General features: G+C 40.5%; 13 protein-coding genes. 8 read left to right on the top strand and 5 right to left on the bottom strand.

Annotated features, from left to right (window positions below; translation table 11 throughout):
- The first annotated feature begins 15 nt into the window (after positions 1–15).
- The 8 genes from K6V21_RS24260 (at position 16) to K6V21_RS24225 (ending at position 13,612) form a co-directional block, all read left to right on the top strand.
- Entirely contained in the window at positions 16–3,165 is a 3,150-nt protein-coding gene (locus K6V21_RS24260; protein WP_224320160.1) for a SusC/RagA family TonB-linked outer membrane protein, read from the top strand.
- Between the two features lie 13 nt (positions 3,166–3,178).
- Positions 3,179–4,762: a RagB/SusD family nutrient uptake outer membrane protein gene (locus K6V21_RS24255; protein WP_224320159.1), complete on the top strand. Its 1,584-nt coding sequence runs from the start codon at positions 3,179–3,181 to the stop codon at positions 4,760–4,762.
- 26 nt (positions 4,763–4,788) lie between these two features.
- A complete protein-coding gene (locus tag K6V21_RS24250; RefSeq protein ID WP_224320158.1) occupies positions 4,789–5,493 on the top strand; it encodes a hypothetical protein in 705 nt (234 codons plus the stop codon).
- 19 nt (positions 5,494–5,512) lie between these two features.
- Positions 5,513–6,481, top strand: a complete 969-nt coding sequence (locus K6V21_RS24245; RefSeq protein WP_224320157.1) for a hypothetical protein — start codon at positions 5,513–5,515, stop codon at positions 6,479–6,481.
- A gap of 90 nt (positions 6,482–6,571) precedes the next feature.
- Positions 6,572–7,243 (top strand): TonB-dependent receptor plug domain-containing protein, encoded by a 672-nt coding sequence (locus K6V21_RS24240; protein ID WP_224320156.1) that lies wholly within the window; start codon positions 6,572–6,574, stop codon positions 7,241–7,243.
- A gap of 179 nt (positions 7,244–7,422) precedes the next feature.
- Positions 7,423–9,882, top strand: a complete 2,460-nt coding sequence (locus tag K6V21_RS24235; protein WP_224320155.1) for a hypothetical protein — start codon at positions 7,423–7,425, stop codon at positions 9,880–9,882.
- A 708-nt stretch (positions 9,883–10,590) separates the two neighbouring features.
- Positions 10,591–12,459 carry a hypothetical protein gene (locus tag K6V21_RS24230; protein WP_224320154.1) on the top strand — a complete coding sequence of 623 codons (1,869 nt, stop codon included), beginning with the start codon at positions 10,591–10,593 and terminating at the stop codon, positions 12,457–12,459.
- Positions 12,460–12,496: 37 nt separating this feature from the next.
- On the top strand, positions 12,497–13,612 hold the full coding sequence (locus K6V21_RS24225; RefSeq protein WP_224320153.1) for an alginate lyase family protein: 1,116 nt from the start codon (positions 12,497–12,499) through the stop codon (positions 13,610–13,612).
- Between the two features lie 272 nt (positions 13,613–13,884).
- On the opposite strand, the gene K6V21_RS24220 is transcribed toward K6V21_RS24225, so the two are convergent.
- The 5 genes from K6V21_RS24220 to K6V21_RS24200 form a co-directional block, all read right to left on the bottom strand.
- On the bottom strand, positions 13,885–14,910 hold the full coding sequence (locus K6V21_RS24220; protein WP_224320152.1) for a hypothetical protein: 1,026 nt from the start codon (positions 14,908–14,910) through the stop codon (positions 13,885–13,887).
- Positions 14,911–14,941: 31 nt separating this feature from the next.
- Positions 14,942–17,749 carry a hypothetical protein gene (locus K6V21_RS24215; protein ID WP_224320151.1) on the bottom strand — a complete coding sequence of 936 codons (2,808 nt, stop codon included), beginning with the start codon at positions 17,747–17,749 and terminating at the stop codon, positions 14,942–14,944.
- A 27-nt stretch (positions 17,750–17,776) separates the two neighbouring features.
- Positions 17,777–18,442, bottom strand: coding sequence for a TonB-dependent receptor plug domain-containing protein (locus tag K6V21_RS24210; RefSeq protein ID WP_217714711.1), 666 nt, complete (start codon positions 18,440–18,442; stop codon positions 17,777–17,779).
- Between the two features lie 117 nt (positions 18,443–18,559).
- Positions 18,560–19,651 (bottom strand): hypothetical protein, encoded by a 1,092-nt coding sequence (locus tag K6V21_RS24205; protein ID WP_217714712.1) that lies wholly within the window; start codon positions 19,649–19,651, stop codon positions 18,560–18,562.
- An 18-nt stretch (positions 19,652–19,669) separates the two neighbouring features.
- A complete protein-coding gene (locus K6V21_RS24200) occupies positions 19,670–20,356 on the bottom strand; it encodes a fasciclin domain-containing protein (RefSeq protein WP_217714713.1) in 687 nt (228 codons plus the stop codon).
- Positions 20,357–20,367 lie beyond the last annotated feature (11 nt).

Below are 20,367 nucleotides of genomic sequence, written 5' to 3'. Positions count from 1 at the left end.
TTAAAAAGTAGTTTAATGAAAAAGAAAGAACACAAATCGAAATCGCTGTTATGGCGGTTTCTCCTCGTTCTGTTTGCATTTTCTATGAGTTTTAATCTATATGCTCAGGAAATAACAACAACTGGTACGGTTGTCGATCAAAATGGGGAACCTCTAATTGGAGTAACGGTTTCCGTTATGAAAGGTAGTAATGGGACAATTACTGATATTGATGGTAACTTCTCTATTAAATGTAACAAAGGTGCTACATTGAAATTTAGCTATATTGGCTATAAGGATGCAACGCAGGTAGCAATGGGTACTAAAATGAATATAGTACTGACGGAAGACGCCCAAGCATTGGATGAAGTTGTAGTCATAGGTTACGGTACGGTAAAGAAGAGAGATTTGACAGGTGCTATCTCCACTGTAAATGCCAAAACGATTGAAGAACGCCAACCGACTGATATCTTTCAAGCATTACAGGGGGAAGTATCCGGTCTGCAGATTTCCAATAACTCAGGTGCTCCTGGGGATACAGGTACTATGCTGATTCGTGGTGCTTCTACTATGGGATCAGGTGTTACTCCGTTATACATTGTAGACGGTGTGGCAGTAGATAATATTTCTACTATCAATCCTGCCGACATTGAAAGCATGGAAATTTTGAAAGATGCTGCTTCAGCCGCTATTTATGGTTCACGTTCGGCTGCTGGTGTAATTATCATCAGTACTAAACGTGGTAAAGAAGGTGCTCCTGCTAGAATTTCAGTGAAGTACAACCACTCAATGAAGAAGTTAGGACATAAGATTGATCAGGCAAATGCATTTGAACGTTATTTGAAAGAAAGAGCCGGTAATGCAGGAACTTCTTTATGGAAAACCAGTAATGACTCTTTGCATCCTAACTTCATGGCTGATAACGACTATCAGGATTTGATTACTCGTATGGCTCATTCTAACCAAGTTGATATTAATATCAGTGGTGCAAAGAATAAAATGAGTTATTATACAAGTATTGGTTATTTGAACGAACAAGGTATTGTACTAAATAGTTATTTGAATCGTATAACTTCTAGAACTAACGTTGATTTCGCTGTGTCGGATCGTTTCAAATTAATGAGCCGCTTTAATGTGGCTTATACGGATAAGAATAACATCAATACTGGTGGTGTAATTAATCAGGCATTACGTCGTCCGCCACAAATGGCACTTTACTTCCCTGATGGATCTTATGTATATAATAATGGTGGGCAGTTCAATCCGATAGCTGATGCATATGAACGTGTTAATAAAAGTGTTTCTTATTCAGTTTCTTTGTATCAGGGAGCAGAATTTCAGCTTATGAAAGGCTTAATCTGGTCTGCCAATGTACAGGGAGAATTGAAAGTTAACCGTAATGACCAGTTAATCCGTGGAGATTTGGTTTCTTCAGGTATCAGTTCCGGTTCTAATGATGCAAAAATCCCTCGTAAATTATCTGCGGAAACCTACATTAACTTTGCCAGAGATTTCAAAGATCATTCAGTAGGCGCTATGTTCGGTACCAGTGTCGAGGATTGGCGTGATGAGACATTCCACTTAGAAGGTAGCGATTATGTATCAGAATCGATCCTAACTTCTAACGCTCAGCAAGTGAAAGACCTGACAAAAACTAAGACCACTTATGAAAGTCATGCTATGGCATCTTTCTTCGGACGTGTAAACTATAGTTATAAAGGGAAATATATATTTACGTCAAATCTTCGTTATGATGGTTCTTCACGTTTCGTTGGTAACCGTTGGGGACTATTCCCGTCTGCATCTATTGCATGGCGCGCTTCTGATGAATTTTTCTTTGACTGGGCAAAGCCTGTACTGACTGATGCTAAATTCAGACTCAGTTGGGGTACAAATGGTAATGAACGCGTAGGTAACTATGAATCAATTAACCAATATAATATTGGTTCATATTATAATGGCGTCATCGGAGTTACCCAAACGGATAAGTTGGCTAACCTTGATTTAAGTTGGGAGTCAACAGAACAAACTAACATTGGTTTGGATGTGACATTACTTGACGGACGAGTTTCTTTAGTAGCGGAATATTATATCAAGAAGACTAAAGATTTGTTGGCCGATGAAGTTATCCCTTCAGAATTAGGTGTTAGTAGTATGCGTGTCAATATGGGTAATATTGAGAATAAAGGTATTGAGCTGACAATAAATGCAACTCCTGTTCAGCTTCGTGATTTTTCATGGCAGACCACTCTTACCTATACTAAAAACAAGAATAAAGTATTAAAGCTATCGGAAGGCAAGAGTTTTGTGGAAGATGGTAAATACTTAATTGAAGAAGGTTCGCCTTTGGGACAATGGTTTGGACAAAAAGCTTTGGGCATTTATGCCACAGATGAAGCAAATGCATATATCAAGAATAGCGACGGTTCGTTTGGTGATCGTTTGGTTCCTGTGTATCAAAGAGATCCGAATAACTATAATAACTATATTTATGGTTCTAACGGTAAACCCATTTTCTTACACTATGAGACAAAAGGTGGTCAGAAATATACAGGTGATGTAGGTCAAATGACTACCGCCGGTTCAGTGAGCAAAGGTGGTGATATAATCTGGGATGATTTGGATCATGATGGTGTAATTGGTGATTCGGACAGACGTATCTTGGGTAATGGCATGCCTACATGGTATATGGGATGGACTAACTATTTGAATTACAAGAATTTTTCATTATCCTTCTCGTTTTATGGAAGTTTCGGTAACAAGATTTATAATAAACAACGCCGTGACCTGTTACAAAATTCATCATCGAATATGACTCCATTAGCAAGAGACTGTTATCGTTTGTGGAAATATCAGGGACAAATAACAGAAGTTTATAGTAGTGCCAAAGCAACAACTGGTGTAAACAATGCGCGTGAACTTTCTTCTTTCTTCCTGGAAGATGGCGACTATATTCGCCTTACAAATACTCGTTTAGCTTATAGGGTTGACCGTAATCTTATCAAACGGTTCCATATCTCCGATCTTCAGTTGTATGTATATGGAAACAACCTTCTTACTTGGACAAAATACAAAGGATTTGATCCGTCAAGTATTTCCAATAGCAATGTGCTGCGTCCGGGTATTGATAACGGACGATATCCTACCGCAAGAGAAATTGGTTTCGGACTAAATGTTAACTTTTAACTTGTAACAACTTATGAAAAGATTAAAATATTTACTGATCGCTGGTGTCAGTCTGCTGCTCACTTCTTGTGAGAACTTCTTAGACAGACAACCCGAAAGTTCGCTGTCGGGCGAGACTTTCTGGACTTCAGAACAGGATTTGAAAACCTGGAATGCAGGTATGTATGACGGTCTGCAATCTACCTTACGTACAAACTGGTTCTATTGGGGCGAACTTCGTTCCGGTGTGTATGCAGAACGTGGAACGGCTTACGACCGTAACTTACTATACAATGGTTTGAACTCTCAGTCGGGCTCTTCCAGTTGGAGTGACCTTTATAAAACTATTTATCGTGCGAATGCGGCTATTAAGCATATTCCCACCAGCCCTATAGGCAGTTCTGTATCTGCTCCATATTTAGGTCAGGCTTATGCAATGCGTGCATTGATGTATTTTTATGCTATACGTGTATGGGGCGGTGTACCTAAAATCACTGAACCCATGGAAGATGTCTCTTCGCAGGAACGATATTATGGAAGAACTTCTGTAGAAGAATTGAAAGCTTTTATTCTGGAAGATATAGAGAAAGCATTAGAACATATTGGTGCTTCTACAGATATGTCCAGTGCCAGTAAGTACTATTTAAATCGCGGAGCTATTATGGCATTGCGTGTAGATGTATTAATGTGGTATAAGGAATATGACAAAGCGCTCGTAGCAGCTAATGACTTACTGACAAACTATAAATATAGTCTTGAACCGGCATCTACCTATTCCAGTATGTTTTTGAATCCATCAAGTTCTAAAGAAATGATATTCAATCTTTTCTGGAACTATGAAGAAGATAGCAACGGCTTTGGATATGCTCAGGAACTTGCGTCAGGTTCAAACACGATCCGATATCATCCGACAAAGGCATATTATAAGGAATTGGTATCCCGTAAGAGAGAAGATAACCGCGTCACTATGATTATGGATACATTTGCTATCAGCTATTTCATTACTCCTGACGAGATGATAGACGAATCGTATGAAAAAGCAATGAACGGTGATTATGGTAATGCCGCTAATTTCCAAATTAAATGTCCGAAATTCACAGAATACGGAGCAACTGCTAATGATGGCAGGCCCGGATATTCCTATGTTGCTAACGGATCATGTTCTACCCATATGCCAATTTATCGCTTAGCAGATATCTTGTTGCTAAAAGCTGAAGCTTTAGTATTAGGTACGCATAAAGATTATCAAGGCGCGATTAATATCGTCAATCAAATACGTGAACGTGCAGGTTGGGAAAATATTGCAGTTTTAGAGGATTACCCAACCGAGAAAGATTTGATTAAGTTGATTATTGATGAACGTACCATTGAGCTTTGGGCAGAAGGTAAACGTTGGTTTGATTTGGTACGCAATGATATGGTAAAAGAATATTTAGATCCATATTTGCAGAATGAAGACTTGGGTGATCAGAGAATTCCGGAAGGTTTTGTTATTGGTGCTGAGAAAGAAGCTAATCAGATTGGCGGTTACGGCAGAATTTTGTGGCCTCTGAATCAGGATGTATTCCGTAAGAACCCATCTATGAGAGGACAACAGAACAAACCTTATGAAGAATAACAATAATGTTTTAAACAATAATGAATATGAAAATCTATAGATATTTTATAAGTCTGGCCTTATTTTGCATTTCACTGAGTTCATGCACCTTGTTTGACCTTGATTTTCAAAGCAACGAGGAATATGAAGCAAAAAAAGCGGATAATAAGGTAAATATGACAATCTGGGAATTTATCCAGAGCCGTCCTGATATATTCAGTTCTTTAATTGAAGGTATTCAGTATGCAGGAATTGAAGACTTGTATAAAGAAGCAGGAAATACGCATATATTGCTGACCAATAGCGCTCTTAGCAGTGGGGATAACTGTTTTTGGAAGAAAAATCCGGTGATGCTTCCAGGAGCTACGGAAGCCGCAGCTGCTACTGCGTGGGAGCAATATGACAAGAAAGTGGTAAAAGAATTGCTGACTTATCATATTGTAAGAGGAGAATGGTCATATTTTAATATAGATTCTTCGGACCGTTGGATCGGGACTTATGGAGAAGGTAGCTTTTCCTACAACAAAGATGGTCAGACACTTCAAGGAGATACTGCAGTAATGTGTGTCAAGGCCGGACATGACCGTAACCTGCCGCTTCAATTGAATAATTTTGAATGGAATTTTAGAGGATTGTTAGCTGCATCTTCCGGTAGTTGCCGCACCACTAACATTCATGCACGTGATGGTTATATCCATGTATCTGACTGGTGGCAACCTCGCCCATCGAGATATTTTTTGGGTCAAGAATAAATTAATAATATAGAAACGTATGAAAAAACTAGTATTCAATATTGCTATATTAATATGTGTGATCTTCACTTCCTGTTCAGACGATGACAGTGTAAATATTGTTTCATTGAACACTTTCGGCACAAAGTTTTGCCGTAATGATGTGGTGAAAGTATTTGTTTCTGCCGAACTCAGTGATGATACAGATGTTAGTTATGAATGGGGATGCGATGGTGGAAGCATGACAAATCCTCAAGGACTATTTGAGAATGTATGGAAAGCTCCGAATGAAGCCGGAACTTATGAAATTTGGTGCACGGTAAAATGTGGTGGTAAGAAAGAAACCCGTCGTTCCAAAATGACTGTACTGGATGAACTGTTTTACTCTAACTTTGAGACTCCTTATTATAATGAAGGCTGGTCTAATGCATCTATGACAGTAGCATTTGACGCTAATAAGGGAACGAATGGTGCAGTTAAATTAACTTCCACTAAAGCTGACGGACGTTTTGCCCGTAGCTGGGATAATGTATCTGTTCCTTTCTCCACACAAGTGGACTATGCAGTAAATGCTTGTCCTTCAGATAATAATTTTGCAGAGATCCGTATTGAATTTGCCCGTATCAATAATGCCACGTTTTATGTAACTAAGGCATGCTTTACAACCTACCCCAAAACAGGAGCATGGAAAGCAACTTATACCACAACCAATGTGACAACAGGAAAGACGGAAGATATTACAATAGATGAAGGTACGGATACGGCAAACTTTAAGTTTAAAAAGGATGCTTTCAAAACTATTGCGGTATCAATCGATGCAAATAAGAAATTCATTGTTTACTATGATGGCAAGAAATATTTTGAGAGCAGTGCATTAGCCAGTGTGCAGGATCAATATTATGTATCTCGTTCTGGTTTCGGATTGGACAACAAAGTCGTTATTTTTGCCGATAATCTATTTGTATTTGATAATGGTACAATCTGCACAGCCGAACCTCGTGAAAGATAAATAATCAATCTCATTCATCGAAAAAGGAGAGAATATTGGACATACATATTGTGTTTGAATATTCTCTCCTTTTATTAATATTATAAAGATATGAAACATCGTATTCTGATTTTATTATCAGCTATTCTGATTTCACTAGTGGGAACAGCACAGGACAATGTGGCAGGAGTTATCCTGAATGAAAAGGGTAAACCGGCCAAGAAGATAAAAATGCGTGTAAAGGGGCGCATGAAGATGCTTTCCACTTCATCAAAAGGTACATTTGAACTGGATAATGTAAAAACAGGCGATACACTGTTGGTATATCCTAACAGGAAGTTAGTGGCTTATGTGCCTATGTCGGGAATTCCAACCTATACCATACATCTGGGAAAGAATTCATTGCGCTATGCCACGAATGAAAAAACAATAACCTGCATGTATCAGGAAATACCGGAACAAACCTATAACAGCAATATTATCACTTATGAGAGAATCCGGCAATTAGACGTCAACAATTTAATAGATTTGCTGCGAGGTAATATTGCCGGATTGCAGATTAATTATTCTGATGGACAAATGAAGGCCTCAATACGGGGAAGTTCATCTTTTGCTCTCAGTACCGAACCGCTATTCATTGTAGGCGGAACCGAATATAATTCATTGGAAGAAGCTAATAACGCAGTGTCAGTAGAAGATATACGAGAAGTCGAAATAAAAAAAGATGGTTCTGAGTATGGTATGAAAGGAGCGAACGGCGTTATCATCATACGGATAAAATAATCCTTCGCTAACTCTTCTGCCATGAAAATCCCTGAATGGATACTTTATTCTCTCAAATAAATCAATTAATAGATATTAGTTATAGAATTTGAGACATTAGTTATAATGCTATTTATTGCCTTTGCCTACTTTTGTCTATTGTTGGAATACAAAGTGTAAACCTGAAAATAAGACAAAGAATGAAGAACATTTATTATCTATTATGCCTTCTTTTCCCCCTATCCATTATGGGACAGGAACCGACGGGCAAAAGCCAGTGGGTTTATCGAGATGCTAACGGAAAGTTAGTGTATAAAGCCACTAAGAGAGGTGACCGGATTATCGACTTTTCACATGCCGGATATAAGGGCGGTGGTGTAACCTTGCCATACGTTCCGGCAAAACTGACCGTACATCCTTTAGGAGAAAACGAAGATTGCACGGATTATATTCAAAAAGCCATTGATATGGTTTCCGCACTCCCCAAAGATGCCGATGGCTTTCGGGGTGCAGTTCTGCTGGCACCGGGACGTTACGCATGCAACCGTTCCCTTCAGATAATGGCAGATGGCGTCGTATTGCGCGGCAGCGGGAGTGATCCGAGTGGAAGCGTTATCGTCATGACCGGAGACAAACATACGGCAATCGTGGTGAATAATGGCATCCGCCAACGTGCAGGCAATCGTTTAGGCGAAACTTCTCCAAATGAAAAAAGCATAAAGGTGATCGACAAGTACATCCCTGCCGGTTCATATCGTTTGACGGTAGCTGATGTTTCCGGACTTTCCGTCGGTGACAATATAGAAATACGCAAACCCGTAACCGAGAAATGGATCAAATATATGAAGATGAATGATTTGGTTCGTGACGGGAAACCTCAAACTTGGATAAAGGCAGGACGGCAACTGATTGCCGAACGGACCATTGCAGGTATTGAAGGAAATACAATTGTGCTGAGTGTCCCGCTGGTAGACTCTTACGATGCGAAATTCACCGATGACAATACTACATTGGTAGTGGCCAATAACGTACAACGCCTCCGTCAGTGCGGTGTGGAGAATCTGCGTATCGAGTCGCCCGCACAAGCGGTCAATCACGGGAAAGCATTATATTATGCACTAAGAATCAACGGAGAAGACTGTTGGGCAAAGGACATCAATGCATTGGAAACCATGGAGAGCATAGGTGTAGGCGGGCGACGCATCACTTTGCAACAGATTAATGTAATCAGAAGGGCTTTGCACCAGGGAGCTTCCAAACCGGCGGAGTTTGCACCGAACGGAGGACAGATTCTGATTGACCGTTGTTCGGTAGAGGGAGATAATATCTGGTTTGTGGCACTTGGCGCCGGGCAAACAGGGCCTATTGTATTCCTTAATTGCAACTTCAAAGGGAATGGCCGTATAGAAGGACATCAACGCTGGAGTACAGGTTTATTGCTTGATAATTGTAATTTGCCGGGCGGAGGTATTGATTTCAAGAACCGCGGCTCTATGGGTTCCGGTCATGGTTGGGGCACAGCCTGGTCTGTTGCCTGGAATTGCTTGGCGAAGAGTTATGTAAATCAGATTCCCCCGGGCACTTATAACTGGGTAATAGGCAGTAAAGGAGAAAGTACTCCGTTGCGTCGTCCTTTCAATCAGTCCGGTCCTACGTTGCCGGTAGGTATTTTCGATTCGCATGATACTCCGGTTGCCCCTCAAAGTCTTTATCTGGCGCAATTGAAGGAACGTTTGGGCGAATCCGCATTGCAAGCCATTGGATATGGGCCTACCGTACAGTTACCTTCCCCTGTCCGTTCCGACTATACTTTTCAGGGAGGTATGCAAGCCTCTCGCGAGTTAGCGGGAAAAGATTACAGGGCTGTACATGAGTATATGCGTGCCTTGGGTTGGGACTATTCCGAACATCCCAATATCTCAAAAAACGACCATTACGACGGTGTGCATTGTGAAGTTCTTTTTGATGCGGCCCTGCAGCAATATGTTTTCAAATTCACCAATCATGCCAATGCCGAAGCCCTGGACAGTGACCGGGGAAGATTGCTAAGTGACCGCCAGCGCAATGAGATGAAAAGCCAGACAAACCATGACTGGTATCATCTGAACGGAAACTGGAACGAGTGGCAACGGCTGGAATGGAAATTCCGCATACCCAAAGGTTTCCAACCCACCACCAAGTTCTGTCATCTTCACCAACTGAAGGCACAAGAAGGCAACAATGGCGCCCCACTCATTACTATCAGTACCCGTTGCGATGAAGACGGAGGGAATAAGCGTGTACAAGTGATTCATACAGGCGACACACGAACGTCCGGCAAGGGTGTTATCATAGACAACCTTCCGCTTGCCGACTTTGAAGATGAATGGATACAAGTGGAGACAGAAATGCATTATACCCATCATGGCACGTTCCGCATCAAACTGACCCGTATCAGCGATGGAAAAGTGCTTGCCGACCAATCTTTCGCTGATGTGGACTTATGGAGGAAGGGGGCGACAAGTATCCGGAATAAATTCGGTATTTATCGCAGTCTGGGGCGGAAAATGCAAAGTGCATCCGACAGACCCGATAACGGACTTAAAGATGAAAGCCTGCAGTTGGCTGATTTCAAGGTTTATGAAGCGCATACCAATCCGAATCCTCAGCCGCATGACTAACCGGTTTTTCAGATGACGACCTCTAAAAGAGCATTTTGTCAAGGCTGACAAAATGATAATCCTATTGTCTCAGATTCCTTTCTTTCCGCCCGACGGTGGAGGAAAAAGAAAGAACGCAAGCATTCTCCATTAAAGAAATGCGGAAAGAAAGGGAAAGGGGACGAAATAATAAAAAGGGGTGCTATGACTATCATATCTTAAGTGAAAACGATAGTCATTGAGCGTTTCATGCATAAAAAGAACACTCTCCGCCCGAATACTTTCCCGATGCAACCAGAAAAGAATATAGCCCGATAAGTAAAGGGCTACACCTTATATCCCGTATGGTGTCACCCTTTATGCAACATAGCTACACCTTTTGGGGCATAAGGTGTAGCCTTATCACGAAAAAGAATGTTAGTTTTGCCCGAAAAGATGGTATGTTTAGCTGAAATACATGGTTTGTTTTGGGTAAACAGACCGTCTGTTCCGGTCAGATAGACCATCTGTTCTGAAAAAACGGATGGTTAGTCCGGCTGAAAGACTGTTTTCTCCTTAAAGCCCTGTCAGAATAATCGCCCGTAGTATGTCTTTGTGTCGATGAAATGCTATAATCTATGTCACCATGAAATAGACCGATACAATATTGCAAGGAAATGAGATAACACTACAAAACTAATAGAAGAAATCTCCCTTTCTTTACATATCACAAAAAAGTAATAAATACATATGAAATCACAACTTGTATCTTTATGTATCGGGAGCTTATGTTTTGTAGGCAGCTGTTCCCTTAATGCCCAGGAAAGTTGGCAATCGCAACTCGTCATTCAGGATGAATCCGGAAGCCTGACTTATAAGAAAGATAATGATGGCTTTGTCATTCCAGATTTCAGCCAGGCCGGATATGGGAATGGAAAAGACCTTCCTGTGGTCAGTTTACCGGAACGCACCATTACTCTCAGTCCTCTGGAGGACAAGGAGGCCGATAATACGCAACATATACAGAAAGCCATTGACGAAGTAGGAAAACAGGCTTTGGACGCAGAGGGTATCAGAGGAGTCGTATTGCTGAAAGCCGGACGGTATAATGTGGACGGGACGTTAAACCTGACTTACGACGGAGTCATTCTGCGTGGCGAAGGTAATTGCTTCTCGGACAATGATTCCACGGTTCTCTACGGTAGAAATGCGGCAGAAAAGGCTAAACGGCTTATCTTAATGGGAAATTCCTCCGCGCACAATTGGGGAAATGGGAAAGGGGATGCTCAGGTGAATATTGTAACACAGAAGGTGATGCCCGGCGACTATTCCTTTCAGGTGGAAGATGCAAGCGCCTATCGGGTGGGCGACTTGATTTGTATAAAATATCCTACCACAACAGCTTGGCTGGAGGCAGTCTGGTATGGCGGCAATACAAAGCGCAACACAGATGAAAGCAAGAAATGGAAAACTAAGGATATTGATATGTCCTACCATCGCTACGTCACCAAAGTGGAAGGTAATATGATTGAAGTGGATGCGCCCGTATTTTATGCGCTCGACAAACAGTATGCACAGGCATATATCTATAAGATATCAAATCCGGGAACAATCCGCCACAATGTAGGGATTGAGAATCTGCACATCTCTTTTGAAAGAAGTCCGGAGAATTCCACGGCTAACGTTGATCAGAATTGTATCTATATGAGTTCGTTGGAAAATTCATGGGTGAAAGGTGTTTCAATGTCCGGTTTTGTTCATGCGGGTATTAAAACGACTTCAACCACGAGGAGTACAATTGAAGATTGCTATGCTATTGATCCCTCCGGACTTTGCACAGGCGGTACGTATTACAACTTTGAGAATTACCATCGTTCACAACTCATCTTGCTGAAGGACTGTTATGCCCGCAACGGACGTCATCATTATATCTCCAACGGCTGTGCCTCTACCAGCGGAATTGTTGTGTTGAATTTCCGTTCGGAACTTTCCCTTGCACAAGCTGAGGGACACCGGTTGTGGTCGCAGGGGATTCTGTTTGATAACTGGGCGGAATTGGGAACTATAAAATCGAATGCCGGGAAAATAGGTATGTATCTGCGTGACAATATGGGAAGCGGCCACGGATGGGGAGGCACCAACAGTGTATTCTGGAATTGTGATGTACAGGACGGTGCCATTTATCTGGATAAAGTGCCTACGGGACAAAACTACGCTATCGGATGCACGGCTAAAACAATACGGAAATACCGCAACAATATGAGCGAATATACCAATGGATACATAGAAGGGCAGAATCGTAAAGGCCTGCAGCCCGCATCACTCTATGAGGCTCAGAGGGCGGCAAGAGGTATCTCTACGGGGATAATGCCTGAAGCAGGCAGAGAAGATATCCCGCATATTGTTGTGGAAACAAATCGTGTGAGAGTAAAATCGCAAAAAGATGCATGGGTATCTATTTACACGACTCATGGAAGCATGGTGCAGATGCTCAAATCTTCTTCTGGCAATTGGGTGGAGAGTATGCCATTGAACGATGATTTTTACGTGGTTCGTGTGCAAGAAGCCGGTCAGAAGGCTTACAGCCGGAAGGTTCTGATAAGAACTGTTGGAAAATAATATAATTATAATATCAGTAATAAATTTCTTAATGATTATGACTAAAAGAACTGTTTTTCCACTCCTGTATGTGCTAATATGTACTGTTTGTTTCGGACAGGAGTTCGTACATCCCGGAATGTTACACACGACCTCTGATCTTGAATTCATGAAAGCTAAAGTCCTTGCAGGCGAAGCACCTTGGAAGGAAGCGTGGAGTCAGCTCAAGTCATCGGAAATCGCTTCGCTCAATTACAAACCGACTCCTTTTAAGGTTGTAGATAACGGCCCTTATAATAACCCCGATAATGGAGGAAAAGAGTTTGTACGTGATGGTGCAGCAGCCTACACCATGGCTTTGCAATGGTATGTGGAAGGTGACAAAGCTTATGCGGAGAAGGCTATCGAGATATTCAATGCCTGGGCTCAGACTCTTGAATCGGTCGTAAATCACAACCGTCAATTGAAGGTGGGTACGGCAGGAATCAAATATCTCAATGCTGCCGAGATAATAAAACATACTTATAAGGGCTGGAATGCCAAAGATCGTAAAGCATTTGAGGATATGGTCATCAACGTCTGGTATCCGGTGATAAAGGACTGGACGCCTCGCTATAATGGTAACTGGGATGCTGCCAACGGACAAACACTTATGTGTATCGGCATTTTCCTTGACCGACGGGATATTTTTGACACTGCCTGTAAGCAGCTTACCGATGGTAATACGAATGGGGCTATCAAAAATTATTTTTATGAAAGCGGACAATGCCAGGAGAGTGGACGTGACCAACAACATGTACAGATGGGCCTTGCTTTCCTTGCCTGTGCCGCCGAAATTGCCTGGAATCAAGATATAGACTTATATGGAGCGTTCGACAATCGCCTCTACAAAGGATTTGAGTACACGGCCCGGTACATGTCCGGCGAAAAAGTTCCTCATGTACAGTATATCACTTGGTGTGGAAAGTCGGTCTATGGACCTGAGATCTCATCCAAACAACGGGAGAAGATCTGTCCAGCTTGGGAACGAGCTTACCATCATTATCATGACCGCAAAGGAATGGATATGCCGTACACTCGTAAGATGATTCAAAGAAGCCGTCCGGAAGGAACGGCCAACCAATCGTTTATGCCTTGGGCGTCGCTGACCAGTGCAGGCTTCCCTGTCCGATAAGGCTTTCTTTTATAGATTGTTCTGTAGCGAAGTGCGATAAATAAGACTCCACGAAGAAGCTATGTCGTCGTTCCACCCCTGAGGAACGTTTATTTCTCAGGCAAGAAACAAATATTTCTTGCCTGTGAACATATTGTTCCTTAAAAGAGATACGGAAATAATCTGACTATGCCTCCGCCTCCTCCGTTTATTAGCAATTTATCTTATCTGTTTTACGTATCGACATGCTTTCCCGTCGTCAGTAATTTCGCGCACACTTTTAATAAATCACCCTAATCGTGGCTTTCAGGCTTGGGATTTGTATTTTTCTCATAAACCTTGAAATCTGCCAGTTGCAAAGTCTCATCTTTTATTCCATTGGTAGGACGATCATCAGTACTTTCCATCTTTCTTCCAAAGCTACGATAAATGCCAAATTTATTTCGGATACTTATCGCTCCCTTCCGCCATAGGTCAATATTGCTAAAAGCCTTATCAACTAATACTTTACTATCACTGATACGTGTCATCTTAATACTGAATGCCCCATCGTGCGTAAAGTGCATCTCTGTTTCTACTTGTATCCATTCATCTTCAAAATCAGACAATGGCAGATTGTCTATGATTGTTCCTTTAGTAGTAGCAGTATTATCACCGGTATGGATCACTTGTACACGACGGTTACTGCCATTGCTATTGCAGCGGGGAGTTATGGTTATCAATGGAGAACCATTATTGCCCTCCTGTGCCTTTAATTGGTGAATATGACAGAAACTTGTAGAAGGTCTGAAATCTTTCGGAATACGGAATTTCCATTCAAGGCGTTGCCATTCATCCCAGTTACCATTCAATTTATACCAGGCAGCAGTCGTTTGTGTTTTCATTTCATTACGTTGGCGGTCTTCCAGTTTCCCTCGGTCACCGTCAAGGGCATCAGCATTGGCATGGCTGATAAACTTGAAAACATATTGCTGTATCGCTTCGTCATATATAACTTCGCAATGCACTCCGTCTTTATGATCTTTATCAGATGAATTAGGATGTTCAGAATAGTCCCATCCATAAGAGCGCATATACTTATGGATTTCCGAATAATCTTTTCCAACCAGTTGTCGTGCAGCTTGCATATTTCCCTGTAGTTTATAGTCATCCGGTTCCGGGTCTGGGTCCGGTTCTGGGTCCGGGGTAGGTTCAGGAGTTGGTTCTGGGTCGGGCTGTTCGGTATCCGGTTTATCACTTTCTTCTTTTGAACAAGAACTTATTCCACATAAAAGAATAGCCAATACAAATAGTGCTAACAATAATTTTATACGCTTCATGATATCAAATTTAAAATAAAAAATAAGCTGCTTATCTTTTTAATAAATGTTCATAGCGACAAGGTACACCTTTATCTGTTATGCCTTCAATAATAATTGTATAATAGCTGGGACGATCAGCTGTGTAAAAGTGTACACTGGCATTACCTCTTTCGTCTGTCCGGAGTTGAGGCTGCCAGTAAATAGTGGTACGATTATCCGGTACAAGTGATTTGCGTTCTTCGTCTGTTACGTATTTAGGGCTATAAAAGGATTTATACCGATTAAAGCCGAGCAGAAATGCCGTGTCTCCTTGGGAAGTACGCGGTATCTCTAAATTACCGGTACGTGAGGTTAACACAATACATCCACCGGAAATACTTTGAGTACCATCCTTCATTTTCTGGAGTTGTCTGTCCACTTCCAGTTCTTCCAATTCTTCTAAGGTGGCACCACTCTCAAAAGCTTCATTATAGGCTGCTTCCAAGTATTTCAGATTTTGAGTAATATTGACGGCTGCATCAACTTCCGGATCAATTTTATGTACTCCTACGATGTCTTCCGCATTGATGAGAGAAAGAGCATTGAAACTGATCGTTTTGTTATCCAGCATGAAGCGCGCAGTACGGCCATAATCTATTTTCTCTTTGGGACGCAATGCATTCCTGTTATTTACATCATTAGACATCAGATGTTCCGGACGTTGGGAGTATTTGGGGTTTATATAGGGACGATTATCTATAATTCGGAATCCGGGAACATTCTTGACTAAATCGAGTGCCGTGCACGCATCTTGTTGAGCCAACATCTCTTCATCATCCATTTTATAGGAAGAAAAACGATCTTTTACTAAACTTCTGGCATTAATCACGATTTCTGGAAGACGTAGCATCAAGACTCCATCTTCTCTGACAAAAGGTGATTGCATTTCTTCTATATATTCGTTCTGTTGCTCATATTTTGCATCCTTGTATGGATGGGTGTTTACCGCTTCCGGAAAATAATCCCTGTCTATCCGGATATTAGCACGAAAGAATTTTCCTTTTTCTATTACCTGTGCTTCGACTCTGGCTGTATCTGCAAAACTTAACTTATCTACAATAAACACTCCGTTATTATCTGTCTGTGTTGAGGGATAAGGACGTTTATTGACGAAGACATTCACAGTTTTTCCAGAAAGTGGCTTATTACGAATATCTAATACCTTACCGGAAATAGTTTGTCCGATTTCCATAAAGTATTTGGGGTTCTTTTGCTGTTCTTTAAGAATGTCTTCTACATTAAAACGACTCCACCCTTGTGTCATTATTAAATTATCCAGACAGGCTTTCAATCGCTGAGAATTATCTTTAAAGTAATATCCTGGTGTTTCGATGTATCCTTTTATATCTGATGTCAGCAGCAAATTAGAAAGAATATTATCTGCTGTAGAATCACATCTGATGGCATAGTTGTCTGTAACGCTTAAAGAGAAATCACCCGTTATAGGTTGCCCTGACAGATCGGAGAGGTGGATATCAAGAGATATCGGTGAACGCGAACCATAGGATGTCTTATCAGAGGCTAACTGCCAGGTTGAATGATTTTGGCGAACGAATACCAGACGTTCACTGTGTGGAACGTAATTTCCATCCAATAAAGTAAGGGTTAATATCCCTTCAGGGATGGATTTCAGACTAACCGCTCCTTGTCCTTTCTGTATGGGCTGTACAAATAGGAGAAAACCACGAACATGGGCTATCAAGTATAAATTATCCGGCAACTTCTCTTGGGGAGAATGTAATACAGTGTAATGTATGATGCCGTTACGTTCGGTAATGGATAAAGAGAATTTGTCAGCCTCCGGATCAGGCAGTAAAAACTCTTTCTTCATATTTCCTGTAATAGAACTAACGACTGCTTTATATTTTTCACCTATTGAAATAGGTAGCATAAAACTGCCGATACCTGCATAAGCACTCTTAAAATGAGTAGTGGTATCACCTTTACTGTTTAAAATACTACCTGTCACTTCTACTGAATTTCCATTTGTGTCTATAGCTTTTATACCCACTTTTTGGGTACATCCCGAAATTAAGCTACCACCTTCCGGAAAAAAATCGACATGGTAGTCAAAAGCATCCGGAACATAAAATGTGTGTTTGTGCTTTAACTGTTTATCTTCCAATACAACATAGATGTATTGCTTTATTTTATCTTTTTCAGGTATATCTATTTGAATCTCTCCGTTCTTGTTAGTCTGTTGCTGACGGAATTTATTTTCGTATGGCTTGGTACGAACCATATAGTGCACGTAATTACCTGCATAGACGGTATTGTCGGGTCTTTTGAAGGTAACAGTTGCTATACGTTTTTTCCCTTTCTGTTCATATCTTATTTCCGGATACATAAACGAAGATTGGGAAGCAAAGACTTTTAGATTTTTGGAAAAATAAAAGTCGGATTTTTCGTTTAACATCCAATGGGTATATGCACGGAGATAATAATCACCAGCCTCCAATAATTTTGGAAGGGGGATAAAACTTGAGAAAATATCTTCGCGTTGCCGAATCTTAATGCGTTGCTGAACTTTATTCTTGCGATTTATAAGTTCTACATACACATAGTGACTGCCATTTCCGGAAAAGTGGGTAATGGCATTCACCAAATATGCTTTCAACCAAATTGTATCACCTGCAAAATAATATGGTTTATCGGTATGCAAATATACTTTCTCTTGCGGCAAATTAGTAACTTGCTTAAATGAACTGACAATATTATTCATATAAACAGTATCAGTTTGTTGAGCATAACTTGTAAAGATGCCAACAAATAGTATCATCCACAAACTCAGGTAATATCTTCTCCGGTTGTTTTTCATAGTGCATGCGTGTTTAATAGTTATATACTATTTCTTAATTGTAGTAATAATTATAACACCGTTAGCTCCTTTCATACCATAAGCTGCACCATCTTTTTGTATTTCTACCTTGTCTATATCATTGATTGATACAACACCATCTACTTCACTGCTACTTTCGTATAAAGTACCGTCGACAACAAATAAAGGTTCATTATCCAAATCAAATGAACTTCCTCCGCGAATTGTAATTTTGTCTCCGTTCACTGTTACCCCCGGAATAGCTCCACCTTTAAATAGATCGTAAATACTATTGGCTGATAACTTCTGAATTTGCTCACGGGTCAATACATTTGAGTTATAACTTGTACGGAGAATCCTCGTGTATTCTCTTTTTTCTTCTTTCTGTCCATCGAATAAGATGAAAAATTTCTTTTCCAATTTAAGAGAAGCTTGAGATAGCTTACCAATAGGGATAATTGCTTCTTCTTTTTTAGATATAGATACTACCAATGTATCTGTGGGCTGTAAACCGGAAAAAGAGAATACTCCCATATTGTCTGTCTTTACACTTTCAGTGGTATTCTTTTTCCAAACTTTCATTCCTTTTAAAGGACGTTGCTTGGCATTAACAATAACTCCCTTAAAGTCTTGACCAAAGATCGTTACAACAAAAAGTGATGTGTACAAAACAAGAAATAATCGTTTTTTCATAATTACAAGAATTAAAAAAGAGGTGTGTCAAAAGTCACTTAGTATATTCCGGGCGAATAATCATTCGCCCGCACATAGCACAGCATTTTTAACACAACCTCTTCTAATGAATGAATATTATTCTAGAATACCTGTATTTGAAGCATAAGCATCGTCTATATACACTAGCGGAATATTTGTACCTCCATTACCATTAGGTATATAAAGTTCCCAGTTATTGATAGACATACGGCCTTCACAAGCGTTCTGAATACGGGCGTCACTTAAGATGGTACTCTTTAATACTTCCTGACCAGCTACATGTACTATTATTGCTTCACTTTCATCTACAGACATAGATACTGTCTGATAAAGTTTAGCAGTGAATGTATTCATCGTATTCAGGTTATGGTATTCATTATACGTCGTTTTTTTACCTGCAGCAGATGTGTATTGCACAATTAACTGTACATTATAATCGGTAGTACCTTCAGGCGTAACACCCTCATTAGGTACAACCGGGTATACTTCTCCACTTTTTAGTTTTCCCGGATACCATAATAAACGAATCTGGTTTATATAAGAGCCATTATTGGAATCGTCTGAACGTAAATTCCAACGATATTCCAACGTCGGTTTTCCTGTTTTAGTGCCGACCTTAATTTCTTGCATATTAGGAACATTAGATTCAAAACCAAGTTTCATACGGGTACTAAACGGGGTATATAATGTATTGTCACCGAAAGCACGACGAATATAACGCGTAACCTCTGCAGCAGAGTTCACTTTTGCCTGTAGATATTGATTACCATCAGACTCCTTTTTCAGTGTTCCGGTTGTACTACTTTGCAAAGATAGGGAATGGGGCGTTTTCTCAAATTTGTCAAAATAGTAACTGGAAACATACATTTTATGAGAACGAACTTGCGACTCACCACCAATGCTGGCACGACAAGTAATCGTATATGTTCCTGGACTACTTGGTGCCTTCCAAGTCATTTCATTTAAACCTTGCGGCTGGGTTAGTGAACCTGCATCGCAGCTCCATTCATAGTCCGTGTGCCACAAATCACTGGAACGTACACACATCCATACTTTCACTTTCTGATTACAGTAGAATTCATCTCCATCTGCGCTCAGCGAGTCTATCTCGATGAAATCATCATCGCCACAGCTTGCAAAAGAGAAAGCACAAAGTAGAACAAGAAAAAATTGATAAATATATTTCATAATCGTAATCTTTTTAGGTTATTTCATATTCAGTTGTTCTTTTGTAGGGCGATCCAACCAACTATCCAACACATGCATATATGATCCGTCAGAGTTGTAAAGATTGGAAGTACGCGGCTTGATGGAAGACTTGTAATGACCATCAAAATTGTTAAATACAATGTTAGGATTACGGTCTTTCAATAAGTACATGTTTATTTTAGCGGTATCAGCTGTAGCTACCGTTTCAAACCAAGTTGGTTCTGCCGGAAGATTGGTAAAGGTGTACTTACCCTTTACAATGTGATAAAGCAAAAACTCTTTAACTTGTTCCTTCGGATAAGCTGTCATACTAATCGGTGCGTACGATACCACCTCTCCTGTCTCATCATCTATATAAGTTAATTGATGAGTTTGGAAGTAACTTAAATCAGTACTTGTCTCTGAGTTGAATGCTGTATTCGTCGGTAATAAATAACTCATTCCACTTTGTTTGAATTCATTTTCAACTCCAGCATATAGAATCGCCTCCTCTAATAAAGAAAATATATCTGTACGGGATTTGATGAATTCAAAAGCAGACATATCTATTTTATTACTAGGCATGCCAGCATCGTAATCATAATCATATGAATCTTGATAATCCAATCCCAGCAATTCACAACTCGCGAAAAGGAAAGGAACTACCATCAAGACTAATGCTTTTTTATAATATTCTAGTTTCATTATTCACTCTA

Origin of the sequence: Bacteroides cellulosilyticus (assembly GCF_020091405.1) — a bacterium.
Classification (GTDB): domain Bacteria; phylum Bacteroidota; class Bacteroidia; order Bacteroidales; family Bacteroidaceae; genus Bacteroides.
Note: the sequence above shows the minus strand (reverse complement) of the source record. Positions and strands in the feature narration are given on the sequence as shown.